This is a genomic window from Streptomyces sp. NBC_00005, assembly GCF_045160215.1.
Taxonomy (GTDB): Bacteria; Actinomycetota; Actinomycetes; order Streptomycetales; family Streptomycetaceae; genus Streptomyces.
The window spans coordinates 3,842,092-3,858,553 of sequence record NZ_CP108316.1; the positions used below are offsets into that span (position 1 = coordinate 3,842,092).

Genomic DNA, 16,462 nt, shown 5'->3' on the forward strand with positions numbered 1-16,462 from the left:
CCGCGCCGTGCGAGACGTCACAGTCTCGTGAGGATTGCACACGACGTGTCCTGGGCGGATGTGCGCCCAGTGCTCCCCCGCATCCCGGTTCACACCCGTTCGAGGGGTCACACGCGGGGCAGTGACTCCACCCCGATGCCGCCCTCGATCGCCAGGATCCGGTGCAGCCGGGTGGCCACCAGCAGGCGCTGCATCTGCGGCGGAACGTCGCGCAGCACCAGGCGCCGGCCACAGCGGCCGGCCCGCCGGTGGACACCCATGATCACCCCGAGTCCGGTGGCGTCCCAGGAGTCCAGTTCGGACAGATCGAGCACCAGGTCGCCGACTCCGTCGTCGACGGCCGAGTGCAGGACCGTACGGGCGTCCGCCGCGCTGCGGACGTCGAGGCGGCCCCCGACGACCAGCTCGGCGTGGTCGCCCCTGATGTACATATGCGCTCCCCGTGAGTGCGGTGGCGTACTCCGTGACGGTGGCTGTGCAACGTCTGACTGCTTCAGCGGCGACGAGGTTGCCGTCTGTAAGCGAACCGATACCGAATTCACCCCAGCGGGTGACACCCCCGGGGTCTGTGCGGTTTCAGTGGCTGTACGTACTGATGTTTCAGTACGTGTAGAAGCCCTGCCCGCTCTTGCGTCCGATGTCACCGGCGTCAACCATCCGGCGCATCAGCTCCGGCGGTGCGAACTTCTCGTCCTGCGACTCGGTGTAGATGTTGCCGGTGGCGTGCAGCAGGATGTCGACGCCGGTCAGGTCCGCCGTGGCCAGCGGGCCCATCGCGTGACCGAAGCCCAGCTTGCAGGCGAGGTCGATGTCCTCGGCGCTCGCCACGCCCGACTCGTACAGCTTGGTCGCCTCGACGACGAGTGCCGAGATGAGACGGGTCGTCACGAAACCGGCGACGTCGCGGTTGACGACGATGCAGGTCTTGCCGACGGACTCGGCGAACTCCCGCGCGGTGGCGAGGGTTTCGTCGCTGGTCTTGTAGCCGCGCACGAGTTCGACGAGCTGCATCATCGGCACCGGCGAGAAGAAGTGGACGCCGACGACCCGCTCGGGGCGCTCGGTGGCCGCCGCGATCTTGGTGATCGGGATCGCGGAGGTGTTGGAGGCGAGCACGGCGTCCTCGCGCACGATCTTGTCGAGGGTGCGGAAGATCTCGTGCTTGACCTCGAGCTTCTCGAAGACGGCCTCGACGACGATGTCCGCGTCGGCGGCGGCGTCGAGGTCGGTGGTCGCGGTGATGCGGCCGAGGGCGGCGTCGGCGTCGTGCGCCTCCAGCCTGCCCTTGCTGACGAACTTGTCGTACGAGGCCTTGATGCCGTCGGTGCCACGCTTCAGTGCTTCGTCGGTGACGTCCCGGAGGACGACCTCCCACCCCGCCTGCGCGGAGACCTGGGCAATGCCGGAACCCATCAAGCCGGCGCCGATGACGGCTAGCTTCCGTGCCACTGTTACGACTCCCCTTTGAAACGCCTTACACCTTGTTTAGGTTGCCTCTTCGGCGGACCTTAGCGCTCGTGAGGTGCCGTGTGACCGGTAAGTAATGCGCGTCACGTCTCATCTGACGGACATCACACCGGCTCGGGTCATTCCGTGCCACGGACGGCGTAGTTGAGCACCTTCTCGCCCAACAGCTCCTCCATGTCGTCGAGAAGGACCAGCACCTCTCGTGACACTTCGCCCGGATTGCGCTCCTTGAGCATCTCGCGGCCGACGACCGCCATCACGGTGCTGTGCACCCAGCCGAGCTGACCGGCGATCAGGTGCGGCATCGGGTCCTCGTCGGCCGCGCCGGTCTCCTCGCGCAGGGCCTCTTCGAGATTGGCCTGAACCTCCTGCCCGATCGCCCACAGCCGGGAGCGCAGCGCGGGCGCGTCGTCGATGACGCGCATGAACTTGGCGTAGCCGGCGAACAGTCCGACCCGCGGCGAGACCGCCTCGACCTCCTCGCGCAGCTCCCGCAGGACGGCGGCCGCGGCCGACTCCCCCTTGTTGCGGCCGCGCACCCAGCGGGCCATCCGGTCGACGAGACCGGCGGAGCGGTCGAGGAAGAGGTCCTCCTTGGCGGGGAAGTAGTTGTAGACGGTGTTGACGGAGACGTCGGCGGCGTCGGCGATCTCCGCGACCGTGACCGCGTCGAAGCCGCGCTCGATGAACAGGCCCGTGGCGACATCCGAGATGTACTGCCGGGTCTGCCGCTTCTTCCGCTCCCTGAGCCCCTCTGCCATGTCCGAATCCTAGCTTTCGCTGGGCCCACTGAAAACTTGGAGTCATTGCAAAATTTCAAGGACTCTGTTTTTCTGGTCGGCATGCCAGCAGTCCCAGCAGTCATCAGCGCGGCCCGACTGGCCCGCACCTTCCAGACCAAACGCGGCCCCGTGGAGGCCGTCCGCGGTATCGACCTCACCGTCCGCGAGGGCGAGATCCTCGGCTTCCTCGGGCCCAACGGCGCCGGCAAGACCACCACCCTCCGCATGCTCACGACGCTGCTCACCCCCACCGGCGGCGCGGCCACCGTCGCCGGCCACGACCTCGCCGCCGACCCGGCGGGCGTACGGAGGGCCTGCGGCTACGTCGCCCAGTCGGGCGGGGTCGACGGGCAGATCAGCGTGCGGGAGGAACTCGTCACCCAGGGCCGCCTGTACCGCCTGACCAGGACTCAAGCGATCGAGCGTGCCCGGGAGTTGGCGCACGACCTCGATCTCACCGACCTCCTCGACCGCAGGACGTCCGCGCTCTCCGGCGGTCAGCGCCGCCGCCTCGACATAGCGATGGCGCTCACCCACCGCCCGAAGGTCCTCTTCCTCGACGAGCCGACGACCGGCCTGGACCCCGGCAGCCGTGCGGACCTGTGGGACCTGATCCGCCTCCTGCGCGACGCCCACGGCACCACCGTCTTCCTGACCACCCATTACCTGGACGAGGCCGACGCCCTCTCCGACCGTCTGGTGATCGTCGACAAGGGAGTGGTCGTGGCGGAGGGCACGCCGAGCGCGCTCAAGCTCGAGCACGGCAGCTCGATCGACGCGAGCCTCCAGGACACGTTCCTCGCGATCACCGGCCGCGGGCCTGCCGCTCCGGCCGACGCCGCCCCCGTAGCCGTATAGGAATCCGATGCTTCTTCACGACACGGCCCTCATCTACGGCCGCTATCTCCGGCAGTCGCTCCGCTCGCGCTTCGCGCTGCTCTTCGGCGTGCTGATGCCGCTGCTCTATCTCCTCTTCTTCGGCCCGCTGCTGACGCATTTGCCGCTCGGCGGGCAGGGCAGTTCGTGGCAGTTGCTTGTGCCCGGGCTGCTGCTCCAACTCGGCCTGTTCGGGGCGGCGTTCGCGGGGTTCTCGATCATCATCGAGAAGGGTCAGGGCGTGGTCGAGCGGATGCGCGTGACCCCCGTCAGCCGCCTCGCGCTGCTGCTGGGCCGGGTGCTGCGCGACGCCACGGTCTTCGTCTTCCAGGCGGTGCTGCTGGTGCTGGCTGCCGTCGCGATGGGCCTGCGCGCACCCCTCGGCGGGGTGCTGATCGGCTTCGCGTTCGTCGCGCTGCTGACGGTCTCGCTCGGCTCGCTGTCGTACGCGGTGGCGATGAAGGTCGACACCCCGCAGGCGTTCGGCCCGCTGATCAACGCGATGACGATGCCGTCCATGCTCCTGTCCGGCCTGATGCTGCCGATGACCCTCGCGCCCACCTGGCTGGACGTGCTCTCGCACTTCATGCCGTTCCGCTATCTGGTGGACGCCGTGCGGGACGCGTACGTCGGCTCGTATACGACCGGTCACATGCTGTACGGCGCCTTGGTGGCCCTCGGCTTCGCGGCGCTGTCCGTGACAGTGGGCACACGTGTGTTCCGGACGGCCGGAGCGTAATTACGCTGGCCACATGGTCAATCTGACGCGCATCTACACGAAGACCGGCGACAAGGGCACCACCAATCTCGGCGACATGAGCCGGGTCGCCAAGACCGATCTGCGGATCTCCGCGTACGCCGACGCCAACGAGGCGAACGCGGTGATCGGCACGGCGATCGCGCTGGGCGACCTCGACGAGGAGATCGTCAAGGTCCTCACCCGCGTCCAGAACGACCTCTTCGATGTGGGGGCCGATCTTTCGACGCCGGTCGTGGAGAACCCCGAGTTCCCGCCGCTGCGGGTCGAGCAGTTCTACGTCGACAAGCTGGAGGCGGACTGCGACCACTTCAACGAGCAGCTGGAGAAGCTGCGGTCCTTCATCCTCCCGGGCGGTACGCCGGGTGCGGCCCTGCTGCACCAGGCCTGCACGGTCGTGCGGCGGGCCGAGCGCTCGACGTGGGCCGCGATGGAGGCCCACGGAGAGGTGATGAACCCGCTGACCGCGACCTACCTCAACCGGCTGTCGGACCTGCTGTTCATCCTGGCGCGGGCCGCCAACAAGGCCACCGGGGACGTGCTGTGGGTGCCGGGCGGGGAACGCTGAGAAAGCCGGGCAGGGAGTAGCGGGAGTGCCGGGCGGGGAGCGCTGAGTCCTGACGCTCCCCGCCCTCCCCCTCTTCTCAGTGGTCCGTGTCGTCCTGGGCCGCGTCCTTGTCCGCCCGGGCCAGCGCGGACTCGGCGTCGGACACCTTCTTCTGCATCTCCGGGAAGCCGGAGGGGATCGCGGACGAGGAGGGCGGGGTGGCCGCGGAACCGTGTTCGCGGGCGCAGCCCGCGGTGAGCCCCGCGAGGAGGGCGATGGCGACGGCCGCGACCTTCAGGCGCATCAGCTCGCGCCCTCGTCGTTGTCCTTGCACCACGTCGTGACGTCGGCCAGGTCCGTCTTCCGCTGCTTCAGCGTGGTGACCAGGGACTTGCGGAAGGTCAGCCGGTCCTGGAGAAACGTGGCGATCTCGTCGTGACCCGCCGCCTTCGCGTTGTCCACCCGCTGCTGCAGCCGCGCGATCGAACCGCGCTTGCCGGCCCCGGCGTTCAGCCGCTTCAGGGCGCGGTCGATGCGGTGGTCGATCTTCGGCGCACGCTTGCACAGCGCCTTCGCCCCGTCACCGGTCGGCGTCGCTGCCGGAGCAGGTGTGCTCTCGGCGGCCGCCACACCGGTGCCGGTCGCCAGGAGTGCCGCCGCGGCCAGCCCCACGAGGAGGGTGCGCCGTCGTCGTCGTACGTACATCTCAGCCTCCGTTCCGCGGACGGCCGCCTTCGGCCGTCCGCATGGCGTGGAGGCTAGGAAGCGTCTTTGGGGAAACTCTGTGACCGGTTTGCCCCGGCTGTGCCGATCAGCCAGTCCCGGCGGGCGGGTGGGGTACCGCCGGTGGACGGCAGCCGTACCTCGAAGCGGGAACCGACGCCGTGCGGCCCGTCCGTCACCGTGACGCTCCCCCGGTGCAGCGCCGTCTGCTGGGCCACCAGCGTCAGGCCGAGTCCGGAGCCCGAGCTGCCGGGTCCGCGTGCGAAGCGTTCGAAGATCCGGCTGCGGGTCTGCTCGGGCACGCCCGGTCCCTGGTCGTCGACCGTGATCACTATCTGCTCGCCCTCCTGCCGCACCCCGACCGTCACGGTCGCCCGGCCGGCCGCGTCCCGCCCGTGGGCCAGCGCGTTGCCCAGCAGGTTGTCGAGGAGCAGGCGGAGGCCCGGTTCCCAGCCGTGGACCGTCGGTCCGGGTGCCGCCTCCAGCGTGATGCGGGCGTCCGGGGCACGGCGCCGGGCCTCGGCCACCGCCGCGTCCGCCGTCTCCGTCACGTCCACGGTCCGGAAGGCCTCCGCCTCGACGAGGTCCCCGCGGCCCAGTTCGCGCAGCATCACCAGCAGGTTCAGCAGCCGGGCGTGTTCGCCGCGCAGATCGGCCAGGACCTCGGTGCGGTCCGGCTCGGGCAGGTCCGGGTGGTCGGCGAGGATGTCGAGGTTGGTGCCCATGCTCATCAGCGGGGTGCGCAGTTCGTGGGAGGCGGCCGCGGAGAAGGAACGGGCCGTGTCCAGCGCCTCGGCGGTACGGGCGGCCTGTTCGTCGTAGCGGGCGAGGACCGTGCGCAGGGTGGCCGCGAGTTCGTCGACCTCGGTCACCCCGGTCGGCTCGTCGGGCGGCCGGACGGTGCTGGTGCGCGGGTCGAGTCCGGCGGTACGGCGGCCCAGGCGGCGCAGCGGGCCGGTCGCACCGGTGGCGATGCCCCAGGCCAGCAGGCCGGACAGGGGCGCGGCGAGCAGGCTCGTCACCGCCACCCGGCGCCGTACGAGCCGGAGTTGGGTCTGGTCGGCGGCGTTGGGTGAGAAGACCCACAGGGTGCCCGGGCCGCGGGCGGTGGTGATCGGCACGGACAGCGCGCGCCAGCTGGTGCCGCCGTCCCGGACGGTGACCGGTGCGCTCGCCTGCGCCGGCAGCGGGACCGAGGCGTCCGGCTGCGGCCCGCCGCTGAAGGTGGCGTCCCGTCCGATGACGCGTACGCCGACGTCGAGGGCCGCGCTGTAGAGAAGCCGTTCCCTGTTGTCGGCCGCCTTGGGCCGGCCGTTGGCGCTGGCCCGCAACAGGGCGCGGGCGTCCGGGGCGACGGCGGCGGCGCGGGTCCGCAGATGGCCGTCCTCGGCGCTGTGCAGATCGCGGTTGACCAGCTGGAGCAGCAGCCATCCGGAGGCGAGCACGAGCAGCGGCACGGTGACGCCGACGGCGAGCCCGATGCGGGTGGACAGTCTCACTGCTCTTCTCCAGGGCTCATGGCTCTTCCCGCAGTACGAAGCCCACCCCGCGCACGGTGTGGACCAGCCTGGACCGCCCGTCCGCCTCCAGCTTGCGCCGCAGATAACTGACGAAGGTGTCGACGGCGTCCGTGCGCACGTCGAAGTCGTAGCCCCACACCCGTTCCAGGAGCTGGTCGCGGGTGAGGACGAGCCCGGCGTTGCGGGCGAGCGTCTCGAGGAGTTCGAACTCGCGCCGGGTCAGCTCCAGGGGCCTGCCGTCCCGCTCGGCGGTCCGGGCCGCCGGGTCGATCACCAGGCCCGCGACCCGCAGCGCCTCCCCCGCGGGCGGGCGACGGCGCAGCAACGCGCGCAGCCGCAGCACCAGTTCCTGCAGGGCGAACGGCTTGACCAGGTAGTCGTCGCCGCCCGCCTGGAGCCCGGCGATCCGGTCGGCGGTCTCGTCGAGCGCCGAGAGCATGAGGACGGGGACGTCCCGGCCGTCGCCGCGGAGCCGTTCGCACACCTCGATGCCGCTCATGCCGGGCATCGACACGTCGAGGACGAGGACGTCCGGTGGCGCCTGCTCGATCGCCGCGAGCGCCTCACGGCCGCCGTCCGCCGTCCGCACCCGGAAGCCGCTGAGCCGCAGTCCGCGCTCCAGCGAACGGCGGATGGCCGGGTCGTCGTCCACGACCAGCACCGCTCCGGCACTGCCCGTCTCGCTCATGCGCCCCTCCCCTCACCGCCTGGTCAGGGTACGGCCCTCCTCCAGGCGGGCGGGAGCGGCGGTCGGCGGGTCAGAGCCGACGGTAGATCTCCCGGCGTGTACTCACCCTTGTGTACACAGGTGCCTGTCGGCGCGGCTCTGCATCCTTCGGCGTACGCGCGGACCATCCTCCGGAAGCACGCCGAGCGCCCGGGCCGCGTGTTGGATGAAGTCATGGCCCTGCGACTCCCCCGCCCGCACCGCTTCGACGTGTACGTCGCCGTCGGCGGGCTGCTCGGCGGCCTGCTCCTGGTGGGCCTCGGCCTCGGCACCCGGACGTCCGACGATCCGATCACGCTCTTCGACGGCCCCTGGCCGGTCCTGGTGCCGCTCGTCGTGATGGCCGGCTGCGAGCTGCTGCGCCGGACCGCCCCGCGCATCGCCCTGCTGACCGGCACGGTCGCGATCACCGCGGACCTCACGACCCAGGGCAACATCGCCACGATCCTGATGTTCACCGACCTCGTGTACGCCGCCGTCCTGTACGGCCCGCCCGCCTCGGCCCGCCGCATCCCCTGGATCACCGGACTGCTCACGGTCGCCGGGACGCTGGTGCCGTTCGCGGTGTGGCGGGAGCCGGAGGCCCTGCTGATCGGCGTGGTCACCGGCATCGCGGCGTTCGGGCCCGCGGCCACCGGCTGGATCGTCCGCGACCACCGTGACGCGGCCGTCGCCGCCGGTCTGCGCGCCGAACAGACCGCGCTGCTCGCCGAGATGGACCGCACCCAGGCGGTCTCCGCCGAACGGGCGCGGATGGCAAGGGAGTTGCACGACATGGTCGCCAACCACCTGTCGGCGATCGCCATCCACTCCACGGCCGCGCTGTCGATCGACAAGCCGGGCACCTCGAAGGAGGCCCTGTCCGTCATCCGGGAGAACAGCGTGGCGGGACTGGCCGAGATGCGCCGCCTGATCGGCCTGCTCCGGGATGCCGACGGCGACTCCGAACCCGCCCCCGCACCCACGCTGGACAGCCTCGCCGCCCTCGTCGCCACAGCCTGCGCCAACGGCCTCGACGTCACCCTCGACACCGACCACGGCCGGGTCTCGGCCCCCGTCGAACTGGCCGCCTACCGCATCGTCCAGGAGTCCCTGACCAACGCCCTCAAGCACGCCTGCCCCGGCCGCGTCACCGTCGCCCTCGCCCAGCGGGACGGCGTGCTCGACGTGCGGGTGGCCAGTCCGTACGGTCACCGGGACGGCCCGCGCGCGCCCGGCTCCGGCGCCGGACTGGTCGGGATGCGGGAGCGGGTCGCGCTGCTGGGCGGCACGTTCGAGGCCGGTCCCGACGGCGCCTGCTGGGCCGTACGCGCCACCCTCCCCGTGACCGAAGGAGATCCCGCATGAGCCGGCCCGTCCGGGTACTCGTCGCCGAGGACCAGTCCGCCGTACGCGCCGGGCTCGTCCTCATCCTGGGCAGCGCGCCCGACATCGAGGTGGTCGCTGAGGCCGCGGACGGGGAGCAGGCGGTGGCGCTGGCACGGGAGTTGAGGCCCGATCTCGTCCTGATGGACATTCAGATGCCGCGTCTGGACGGGGTGTCGGCGACCCGGCAGGTCGTCGCCGAGCGCCTCGCCGACGTCCTCGTCCTCACCACCTTCGACCTCGACGAGTACGTCTTCGGGGCGCTGCGCGCGGGCGCCGCCGGTTTCCTGCTCAAGAACACCGAGGCGAAGGACCTGTTGGACGCGGTACGGACGGTCGCGCGCGGGGAGGGCCTGATCGCTCCGGCCGTCACCCGCCGCCTGATCGCCGAGTTCGCCGCCAAGCCCGTACGGGAGCCGACCGCCGACCCGGCCGTCCTCGACACCCTCACCCGACGCGAACGCGAGGTGCTGTCCTGCCTCGGCGAGGGCCTGTCCAACGCCGGCATCGCCACCCGGCTCGACATGGCGGAGGCGACGGTGAAGACGCACGTCAGCCGTCTCCTCGGGAAGCTGGAGCTACGCAGCCGGGTCCAAGCAGCCGTACTGGCACAGGAGTTGGGGATCTAGAACGATCCCGCACACCCACCTTCCGAGTGGTCCAGACCTATTGACCGCTGGTCCAGACCTTTCTATTCTCGCGGCACCGTGGGCGCGAAGGCTCAGTCGCGCCCCACCCCCTTCACAGAGGGAGGCGCAGCATGCGCTTCAGACACAGAGCCGCGGCAGGGTTCGCGACCCTGTTGCTCCCGCTGGCCGGTCTGGTCGGCCTCGCGAGCCCCGCCCAGGCCGCGACCACCGCCTCGGCGACCTACGCCAAGACCCAGGACTGGGGCACCGGCTTCGAAGGCAAGTGGACGGTGAAGAACACCGGCACCACGGCCATCAGTTCCTGGACGGTCGAGTGGGACTTCCCCTCCGGTACGTCCGTCACCTCGGCCTGGGACGCGGACGTCACGTCCTCCGGCACCCACTGGACCGCCAAGAACAAGTCCTACAACGGCTCGATCGCCCCGGGCGCCTCCGTCTCCTTCGGCTTCAACGGCGCCGGTTCCGGCTCACCCTCCAACTGCAGGCTGAACGGCGACAGTTGCGACGGCACGACGGTCCCGGGCGACGCGGCACCGTCCGCGCCGGGCACCCCGACCGCCTCCTCCGTCACCGACACCTCGGCGAAGCTCTCCTGGTCGGCGGCCACCGACGACAAGGGCGTCAAGAACTACGACGTCCTGCGTGACGGCAAGGTCGTCTCGACGGTCACCACCACGAGCTACACGGACACCGGCCTGACCGCCGGCACCGACTACTCGTACACCGTGCAGGCCCGTGACACCGCCGACCAGACCGGCCCGGTCAGTGGCGCGGTCGCCGTGCACACCACGGGCGGCACCACCGACCCGCCCCCGACCGGCGACAAGGTCAAGCTCGGCTACTTCACCGAGTGGGGCATCTACGGCCGCAACTACAACGTCAAGAACCTGGTGACGTCCGGCTCCGCCGCGAAGATCACACACATCAACTACGCGTTCGGGAACGTCACGAACGGCCAGTGCGCGATCGGCGACTCCTACGCCGACTACGACAAGGCGTTCACCGCCGACCAGTCGGTGAGCGGCGTCGCGGACACCTGGGACCAGCCCCTGCGCGGCAACTTCAACCAGCTGCGCGAGCTGAAGGCCAAGTACCCGAACATCAAGGTGCTGTGGTCCTTCGGCGGCTGGACCTGGTCCGGCGGCTTCGCGCAGGCGGCGGCCAACCCGGCAGCCTTCGCGCAGTCCTGCTACAACCTGGTCGAGGACCCGCGCTGGGCCGATGTCTTCGACGGCATCGACATCGACTGGGAGTACCCGAACGCCTGCGGCCTGAGCTGCGACACCAGCGGCGCCGCGGCCTACAAGAACCTGATGTCCGCACTGCGCGCCAAGTTCGGCTCGAACAACCTGGTCACCGCGGCCACCACCGCCGACGGCACCTCCGGCGGCAAGATCGACGCCGCGGACTACGCGGGCGCGGCCCAGTACGTCGACTGGTACAACGTGATGACGTACGACTTCTTCGGCGCCTTCGACGCGGACGGCCCGACCGCCCCGCACTCCCCGCTCACCTCCTACAGCGGCATCCCGACGCCCGGCTTCACCACGGCCGACGCGATCGCCAAATTCAAGGCGAAGGGCGTACCCGCGAGCAAACTGCTGATCGGCATCGGCTTCTACGGCCGCGGCTGGACCGGCGTCACCCAGGACGCCCCCGGCGGCACCGCCACAGGGCCGGCCGCAGGAACGTACGAACAGGGCATCGAGGACTACAAGGTCCTCAAGACGTCCTGCCCGGCGACCGGAACGATCGCGGGGACGGCGTATGCGCACTGCGGCAGCAACTGGTGGTCGTACGACACCCCGTCGACGATCGCCGGGAAGATGAGCTGGGCCAAGTCCCAGGGCCTCGGCGGCGCGTTCTTCTGGGAGTTCAGCGGGGACACCAGCAACGGCGAGCTGGTGAGCGCCATCAGCAACAACCTGTAGGAACTCGGGCGACGTTGACGCTCCCCCGGACTTCGTCCGGGGGACCCCCACCCAACGAGTGAATGTGGCTACGCCACATTCACTCGTTGTCCGGGCGGGGCCGCCTCAAGCCACGCGAGGAAACCGGTCAGCGCGTCGTCGCTCATGGCGAGTTCGAGACGCGTGCCCCGGTGCACACAGGTCAGGATGACGGCGTCGGAGAGCAGCGCCAGCTCCTCCTCGCCCTCGGGCAGACGGCGGCCGGCGACCTCGATCGCGGCACGCTCCAGGATGCGGCGCGGGCGGTAGGCGTAGGAGAAGACGCGGTACCACTCGATACGGTCGCCGTTGTAGCGGGCGACTCCGTAGCTCCAGCCTTTTCCGCTGGTGTCGGGTTTCTCGGGGACGTCCCAGCGCAGGGAACAGTCGAAGGTGCCGCCCGAGCGCTGGATCAGTCTGCGGCGCAGGCCGAAGACGAACAGCCCCAGCACCACAAGAGCGACTACGACTCCGCACACAGTCAGAGCGAGGACCATCGACACCGACCTCCTCGTCTCCTAGGTACCGAAAATAGGTAACGGAACGGAAAAAACACCTATATCTGCCTCAGCCGCGGTCGGCTCCGGATTGCTCCGGTGCCGACCGCGGCTGAGTGACGTCATTCCAAATGTCGGCGTCAGCGCGTCGCTGTCGCCGCACGCAGTCGTACGTCCGCGCGGCGCTCGGCGGAGGCGTCGCCCTCCGCCTTCGCGCGCTCGAGCTCGCGCTCCGCGCGCTGGACATCGATCTCGTCCGACAGCTCGGCGATCTCGGCCAGCAGCGACAGCTTGTTGTCCGCGAACGAGATGAAACCGCCGTGCACCGCGGCGACGACCGTTCCACCATCACTCGTACGGATGGTCACCGGGCCCGACTCCAGCACACCGAGCAGCGGCTGGTGACCGGGCATGACGCCGATGTCGCCGGACGTGGTGCGCGCGACGACCAGGGTGGCCTCGCCGGACCAGACCTCTCGGTCGGCCGCGACCAACGCGACGTGCAGCTCAGCAGCCAAGGTGGCTCCTCGGGTCACCACCCGGCGGTTCGGCCGGGTGTTGGTTACAAGTCTAGTGGGCGTGAAAGAGGGGGCGGGACGCACCCGCCCCCTCAGTCGAACTCAGGGAGTTCAGGAGACGCCCAGCTCCTTGGCGTTGGCCTTGAGGTCCTCGATGCCACCGCACAGGAAGAACGCCTGCTCCGGGAAGTGGTCGTAGTCACCGTCGATGATCGCGTTGAACGCGGTGATCGACTCCTCCAGCGGCACGTCCGACCCGTCGACGCCGGTGAACTGCTTGGCGACGTGGGTGTTCTGGGACAGGAAGCGCTCCACGCGACGGGCACGGTGGACGGTGAGCTTGTCCTCCTCGCCCAGCTCGTCGATACCGAGGATCGCGATGATGTCCTGGAGGTCCTTGTACTTCTGCAGCACCGTCTTGACGCGCATGGCGGTGTTGTAGTGGTCCGCCGCGATGTAGCGCGGGTCCAGGATGCGGGACGTGGAGTCCAGCGGGTCCACGGCCGGGTAGATGCCCTTCTCGGAGATCGGACGGGAGAGAACCGTCGTCGCGTCGAGGTGGGCGAACGTGGTGGCCGGGGCCGGGTCGGTCAGGTCGTCCGCGGGGACGTAGATCGCCTGCATCGAGGTGATCGAGTGACCACGGGTCGAGGTGATGCGCTCCTGGAGGAGACCCATCTCGTCGGCCAGGTTCGGCTGGTAGCCCACCGCGGAGGGCATGCGGCCGAGCAGGGTCGACACCTCGGAACCGGCCTGCGTGAAGCGGAAGATGTTGTCGATGAAGAACAGCACGTCCTGCTTCTGCACATCGCGGAAGTACTCCGCCATGGTCAGACCGGCCAGGGCCACGCGCAGACGGGTGCCCGGGGGCTCGTCCATCTGACCGAAGACCAGGGCGGTCTTGTCGATGACGCCCGACTCCGCCATCTCCTCGATGAGGTCGTTGCCCTCACGGGTGCGCTCACCGACACCGGCGAACACGGAGACACCGTCGTGGTTGTTGGCGACGCGGTAGATCATCTCCTGGATGAGCACCGTCTTGCCGACGCCGGCACCACCGAACAGACCGATCTTTCCACCCTTGACGTACGGGGTGAGAAGGTCGATGACCTTGACGCCGGTCTCGAACATCTCGGTCTTCGACTCGAGCTCGTCGAAGTTCGGAGCCTTGCGGTGGATGCCCCAGCGCTCGCCGTCGTAGGTCTCGTCGACGTTCAGCACCTCACCGAGGGTGTTGAACACCTTGCCCTTGGTGAAGTCACCGACGGGCACCGTGATGGAGGCACCGGTGTTGGTGACCGGGGCCTGGCGGACCAGACCGTCGGTGGGCTGCATCGAGATCGTGCGGACCAGGCCGTCACCCAGGTGCTGGGCGACCTCCAGGGTCAGCGTCTTCTTCTCGCCGTCCTTGGCCGGGTCGGCCACCTCGACGTGAAGGGCGTTGTAGATCTCCGGCATGGCGTCGACGGGGAATTCCACGTCGACGACCGGGCCGATGACCCGGGCGACGCGGCCCGTGGCAACGGCCGTCTCAACTGTCGTCGTCATTACCTGTCACTCCCCGCGGTCGCGTCGGCCAGGGCTGCGGAGCCACCGACGATCTCGCTGATTTCCTGGGTGATTTCGGCCTGGCGGGCCGCGTTGGCAAGCCGCGAGAGCGTCTCGATGAGCTCTCCCGCGTTGTCGGTCGCCGACTTCATCGCGCGCCGCGTGGCAGCGTGCTTGGAGGCAGCCGACTGGAGCAGCGCGTTGTAGATACGGCTCTCCACGTAGCGCGGCAGAAGGGCGTCGAGGACGTCCTCCGCCGAGGGCTCGAAGTCGTACAGCGGAAGGATCTCGCCCTTGGGGGCAGCCTCCTTCGCGACCTCTTCGAGGCTGAGCGGCAGCAGGCGGTTGTCGACCGCCGTCTGCGTCATCATCGAGACGAACTCGGTGTAGACGATGTGGAGTTCATCCACGCCGCCCTCGGCCGTGTCCTTCTCGATGGCCTCGATCAGCGGACCCGCGACCTTCTTCGCGTCCGCGTACGTGGGCTCGTCGGTGAAGCCCGACCACGACTCCACGACCTTGCGCTCGCGGAAGTTGTAGTGGGCCAGACCGCGGCGGCCGACGATGTACGTGTCGACCTCCTTGCCCTCGGCCTCGAGACGCGCGGTCAGCTGCTCCGCCGCCTTGATGGCGTTGGAGTTGAACGCGCCCGCGAGACCACGGTCGCTCGACAGGAGCAGCACCGCGGACCGCACGACCGTGTCGGCCTGCGTGGTCAGCGGGTGCTTCGTGTTCGAGCCGGTACCGACCGCCGTGACCGCGCGGGTGAGCTCGGTCGCGTACGGCGTGGAGGCCGTCACCTTGCGCTGCGCCTTGACGACGCGCGAGGCGGCGATCATCTCCATCGCCTTGGTGATCTTCTTGGTCGCGGTGACGGATCGGATGCGACGCTTGTAGACCCGGAGCTGGGCTCCCATGAGTCAGGTCCCTTCCTTACGTCACTTGGCCGCGGCCGGAGCGTCCTCGCCGAGAAGCTTGCCGTCCGAGGTCTCGAACTGCTTCTTGAACTCGGCGATCGCGTCGGCAATGGCGATGAGGGTGTCGTCCGACATCTTGCCGCCCTCCTTGATGGAGGTCATGAGGCCCTGCTCCTTGCGGTGCAGGTACTCGAGGAGCTCCTTCTCGAAGCGGCGGACGTCGACGACCGGAACGTCGTCCATCTTGCCGGTGGTACCGGCCCACACGGAGACGACCTGGTCCTCGGTCGGCATCGGCTGGTACTGAGCCTGCTTGAGCAGCTCGACCAGGCGCTGACCGCGCTCCAGCTGCGACTTCGACGCGGCGTCCAGGTCGGAACCGAAGGCGGCGAACGCCTCCAGCTCGCGGTACTGGGCGAGGTCGAGGCGCAGACGGCCGGAGACCTGCTTCATCGCCTTGTGCTGCGCGGAACCACCGACTCGGGAGACGGAGATACCGACGTTCAGCGCGGGGCGCTGACCGGCGTTGAACAGGTCCGACTCCAGGAAGCACTGGCCGTCGGTGATGGAGATGACGTTGGTCGGGATGAACGCCGAGACGTCGTTGGCCTTGGTCTCGACGATCGGCAGACCGGTCATCGAGCCCTTGCCCAGGTCGTCGGAGAGCTTCGCGCAGCGCTCCAGCAGACGGGAGTGCAGGTAGAAGACGTCACCGGGGTAGGCCTCGCGCCCCGGCGGACGGCGAAGGAGCAGCGACACGGCGCGGTAGGCGTCGGCCTGCTTCGAGAGGTCGTCGAAGATGATGAGGACGTGCTTGCCCTCGTACATCCACTGCTGACCGATGGCCGAACCGGTGTACGGCGCCAGGTACTTGAAGCCGGCCGGGTCGGACGCCGGGGCGGCGACGATGGTCGTGTACTCCAGCGCGCCGGCCTCTTCGAGGGCGCCACGCACGGAGGCGATGGTCGAGCCCTTCTGACCGATGGCGACGTAGACGCAGCGGACCTGCTTGTTCACGTCGCCGGAGCGCCAGTTGTCGCGCTGGTTGATGATCGTGTCGACGGCCAGGGCGGTCTTGCCGGTCTGACGGTCACCGATGATCAACTGACGCTGGCCACGGCCGATCGGGGTCATCGCGTCGACGGCCTTGTAGCCGGTCTCCATCGGCTCGTGCACCGACTTACGGGCCATGACGCCGGGAGCCTGCAGCTCCAGGGCACGGCGGCCGGACGTCTCGATCTCGCCGAGGCCGTCGATCGGGTTGCCGAGCGGGTCGACGACGCGGCCGAGGTAGCCCTCGCCCACGGCGACCGACAGGACCTCGCCGGTACGGGTGACCGGCTGGCCCTCTTCGATGCCACTGAACTCACCGAGGACGACGGCGCCGATCTCGCGCTCTTCCAGGTTGAGCGCGAGGCCGAGGGTGCCGTCCTCGAACTTCAGCAGTTCGTTGGCCATGGCCGAGGGCAGGCCCTCGACCTTCGCGATGCCGTCGCCGGCAAGGGTGACCGTACCGACCTCCTCGCGCGAGGCCGCGTCCGGCTTGTACGACTGGACGAAGTTCTCCAGCGCGTCCCGGATCTCCTCCGGCCGGATCGTGAGCTCCGCCATCTGGGTTC

At 69.5% G+C, this 16,462-nt stretch carries 18 protein-coding genes; 6 read left to right on the top strand and 12 right to left on the bottom strand.

The window, feature by feature from the left end; translation table 11 throughout:
* Nucleotides 1-107 precede the first annotated feature (107 nt).
* The 3 genes from OG303_RS17510 to OG303_RS17520 form a co-directional block, all read right to left on the bottom strand.
* On the bottom strand, nt 108-431 hold the full coding sequence (locus OG303_RS17510; RefSeq protein ID WP_030928603.1) for an STAS domain-containing protein: 324 nt from the start codon (nt 429-431) through the stop codon (nt 108-110).
* Between the two features lie 169 nt (nt 432-600).
* Complete coding sequence (locus tag OG303_RS17515; RefSeq protein WP_405869322.1) at nt 601-1,449, bottom strand: 3-hydroxyacyl-CoA dehydrogenase family protein; 849 nt, start codon at nt 1,447-1,449, stop codon at nt 601-603.
* 137 nt (nt 1,450-1,586) lie between these two features.
* The gene (locus tag OG303_RS17520) at nt 1,587-2,228 is read right to left on the bottom strand and encodes a TetR/AcrR family transcriptional regulator (RefSeq protein WP_405869323.1); all 642 of its coding nucleotides are present in this window, start codon (nt 2,226-2,228) and stop codon (nt 1,587-1,589) included.
* Nucleotides 2,229-2,309: 81 nt separating this feature from the next.
* Between OG303_RS17520 and OG303_RS17525 the strand changes: the two genes are divergently transcribed.
* The 3 genes from OG303_RS17525 to OG303_RS17535 are packed head-to-tail and all read left to right on the top strand — an operon-like array spanning nt 2,310 to nt 4,450.
* Entirely contained in the window at nt 2,310-3,107 is a 798-nt protein-coding gene (locus OG303_RS17525; protein WP_405869324.1) for an ATP-binding cassette domain-containing protein, read from the top strand.
* A gap of 7 nt (nt 3,108-3,114) precedes the next feature.
* Nucleotides 3,115-3,864, top strand: coding sequence for an ABC transporter permease (locus tag OG303_RS17530; RefSeq protein ID WP_405869325.1), 750 nt, complete (start codon nt 3,115-3,117; stop codon nt 3,862-3,864).
* Nucleotides 3,865-3,877: 13 nt separating this feature from the next.
* Nucleotides 3,878-4,450 (top strand): cob(I)yrinic acid a,c-diamide adenosyltransferase, encoded by a 573-nt coding sequence (locus tag OG303_RS17535; RefSeq protein ID WP_405869326.1) that lies wholly within the window; start codon nt 3,878-3,880, stop codon nt 4,448-4,450.
* Nucleotides 4,451-4,526: 76 nt separating this feature from the next.
* Here the strand turns inward: OG303_RS17535 and OG303_RS17540 are convergent, their stop codons facing one another.
* Genes OG303_RS17540 through OG303_RS17555 form a run of 4 tightly spaced genes read right to left on the bottom strand, consistent with a single transcriptional unit; the run spans nt 4,527 to nt 7,360 of the window.
* The gene (locus tag OG303_RS17540; protein ID WP_405869327.1) at nt 4,527-4,733 is read right to left on the bottom strand and encodes a hypothetical protein; all 207 of its coding nucleotides are present in this window, start codon (nt 4,731-4,733) and stop codon (nt 4,527-4,529) included.
* Nucleotides 4,733-5,134 carry a hypothetical protein gene (locus OG303_RS17545; protein ID WP_405869328.1) on the bottom strand — a complete coding sequence of 134 codons (402 nt, stop codon included), beginning with the start codon at nt 5,132-5,134 and terminating at the stop codon, nt 4,733-4,735. The genes OG303_RS17540 and OG303_RS17545 overlap by 1 nt, the downstream gene beginning before the upstream one ends.
* Before the next feature lie 53 nt (nt 5,135-5,187).
* Nucleotides 5,188-6,651, bottom strand: a complete 1,464-nt coding sequence (locus OG303_RS17550) for a sensor histidine kinase (RefSeq protein ID WP_405869329.1) — start codon at nt 6,649-6,651, stop codon at nt 5,188-5,190.
* Between the two features lie 16 nt (nt 6,652-6,667).
* Complete coding sequence (locus OG303_RS17555; protein WP_405869330.1) at nt 6,668-7,360, bottom strand: response regulator transcription factor; 693 nt, start codon at nt 7,358-7,360, stop codon at nt 6,668-6,670.
* A 213-nt stretch (nt 7,361-7,573) separates the two neighbouring features.
* Here OG303_RS17555 and OG303_RS17560 point away from each other — a divergent pair, with 213 nt between their 5' ends.
* The 3 genes from OG303_RS17560 (at nt 7,574) to OG303_RS17570 (ending at nt 11,345) form a co-directional block, all read left to right on the top strand.
* Nucleotides 7,574-8,746, top strand: coding sequence for a sensor histidine kinase (locus OG303_RS17560; RefSeq protein ID WP_405869331.1), 1,173 nt, complete (start codon nt 7,574-7,576; stop codon nt 8,744-8,746).
* Complete coding sequence (locus tag OG303_RS17565; protein WP_405869332.1) at nt 8,743-9,393, top strand: response regulator; 651 nt, start codon at nt 8,743-8,745, stop codon at nt 9,391-9,393. The genes OG303_RS17560 and OG303_RS17565 overlap by 4 nt, the downstream gene beginning before the upstream one ends.
* Nucleotides 9,394-9,524: 131 nt before the next feature.
* On the top strand, nt 9,525-11,345 hold the full coding sequence (locus OG303_RS17570; protein WP_405869333.1) for a glycosyl hydrolase family 18 protein: 1,821 nt from the start codon (nt 9,525-9,527) through the stop codon (nt 11,343-11,345).
* A 68-nt stretch (nt 11,346-11,413) separates the two neighbouring features.
* On the opposite strand, the gene OG303_RS17575 is transcribed toward OG303_RS17570, so the two are convergent.
* The 5 genes from OG303_RS17575 to atpA all read right to left on the bottom strand — a co-directional run bounded on the left by OG303_RS17575 (nt 11,414) and on the right by atpA (nt 16,454).
* On the bottom strand, nt 11,414-11,860 hold the full coding sequence (locus tag OG303_RS17575; protein WP_405869334.1) for a DUF2550 domain-containing protein: 447 nt from the start codon (nt 11,858-11,860) through the stop codon (nt 11,414-11,416).
* A gap of 140 nt (nt 11,861-12,000) precedes the next feature.
* Nucleotides 12,001-12,378 (bottom strand): F0F1 ATP synthase subunit epsilon, encoded by a 378-nt coding sequence (locus OG303_RS17580; protein ID WP_123967497.1) that lies wholly within the window; start codon nt 12,376-12,378, stop codon nt 12,001-12,003.
* A 111-nt stretch (nt 12,379-12,489) separates the two neighbouring features.
* Nucleotides 12,490-13,926, bottom strand: a complete 1,437-nt coding sequence (gene atpD / locus OG303_RS17585; RefSeq protein ID WP_405869335.1) for a F0F1 ATP synthase subunit beta — start codon at nt 13,924-13,926, stop codon at nt 12,490-12,492.
* Entirely contained in the window at nt 13,926-14,843 is a 918-nt protein-coding gene (locus OG303_RS17590; RefSeq protein WP_405869336.1) for a F0F1 ATP synthase subunit gamma, read from the bottom strand. Before OG303_RS17590 ends, atpD begins: the two co-directional genes overlap by 1 nt.
* Nucleotides 14,844-14,864: 21 nt before the next feature.
* Nucleotides 14,865-16,454, bottom strand: coding sequence for a F0F1 ATP synthase subunit alpha (gene atpA / locus OG303_RS17595; protein ID WP_405869337.1), 1,590 nt, complete (start codon nt 16,452-16,454; stop codon nt 14,865-14,867).
* Nucleotides 16,455-16,462 lie beyond the last annotated feature (8 nt).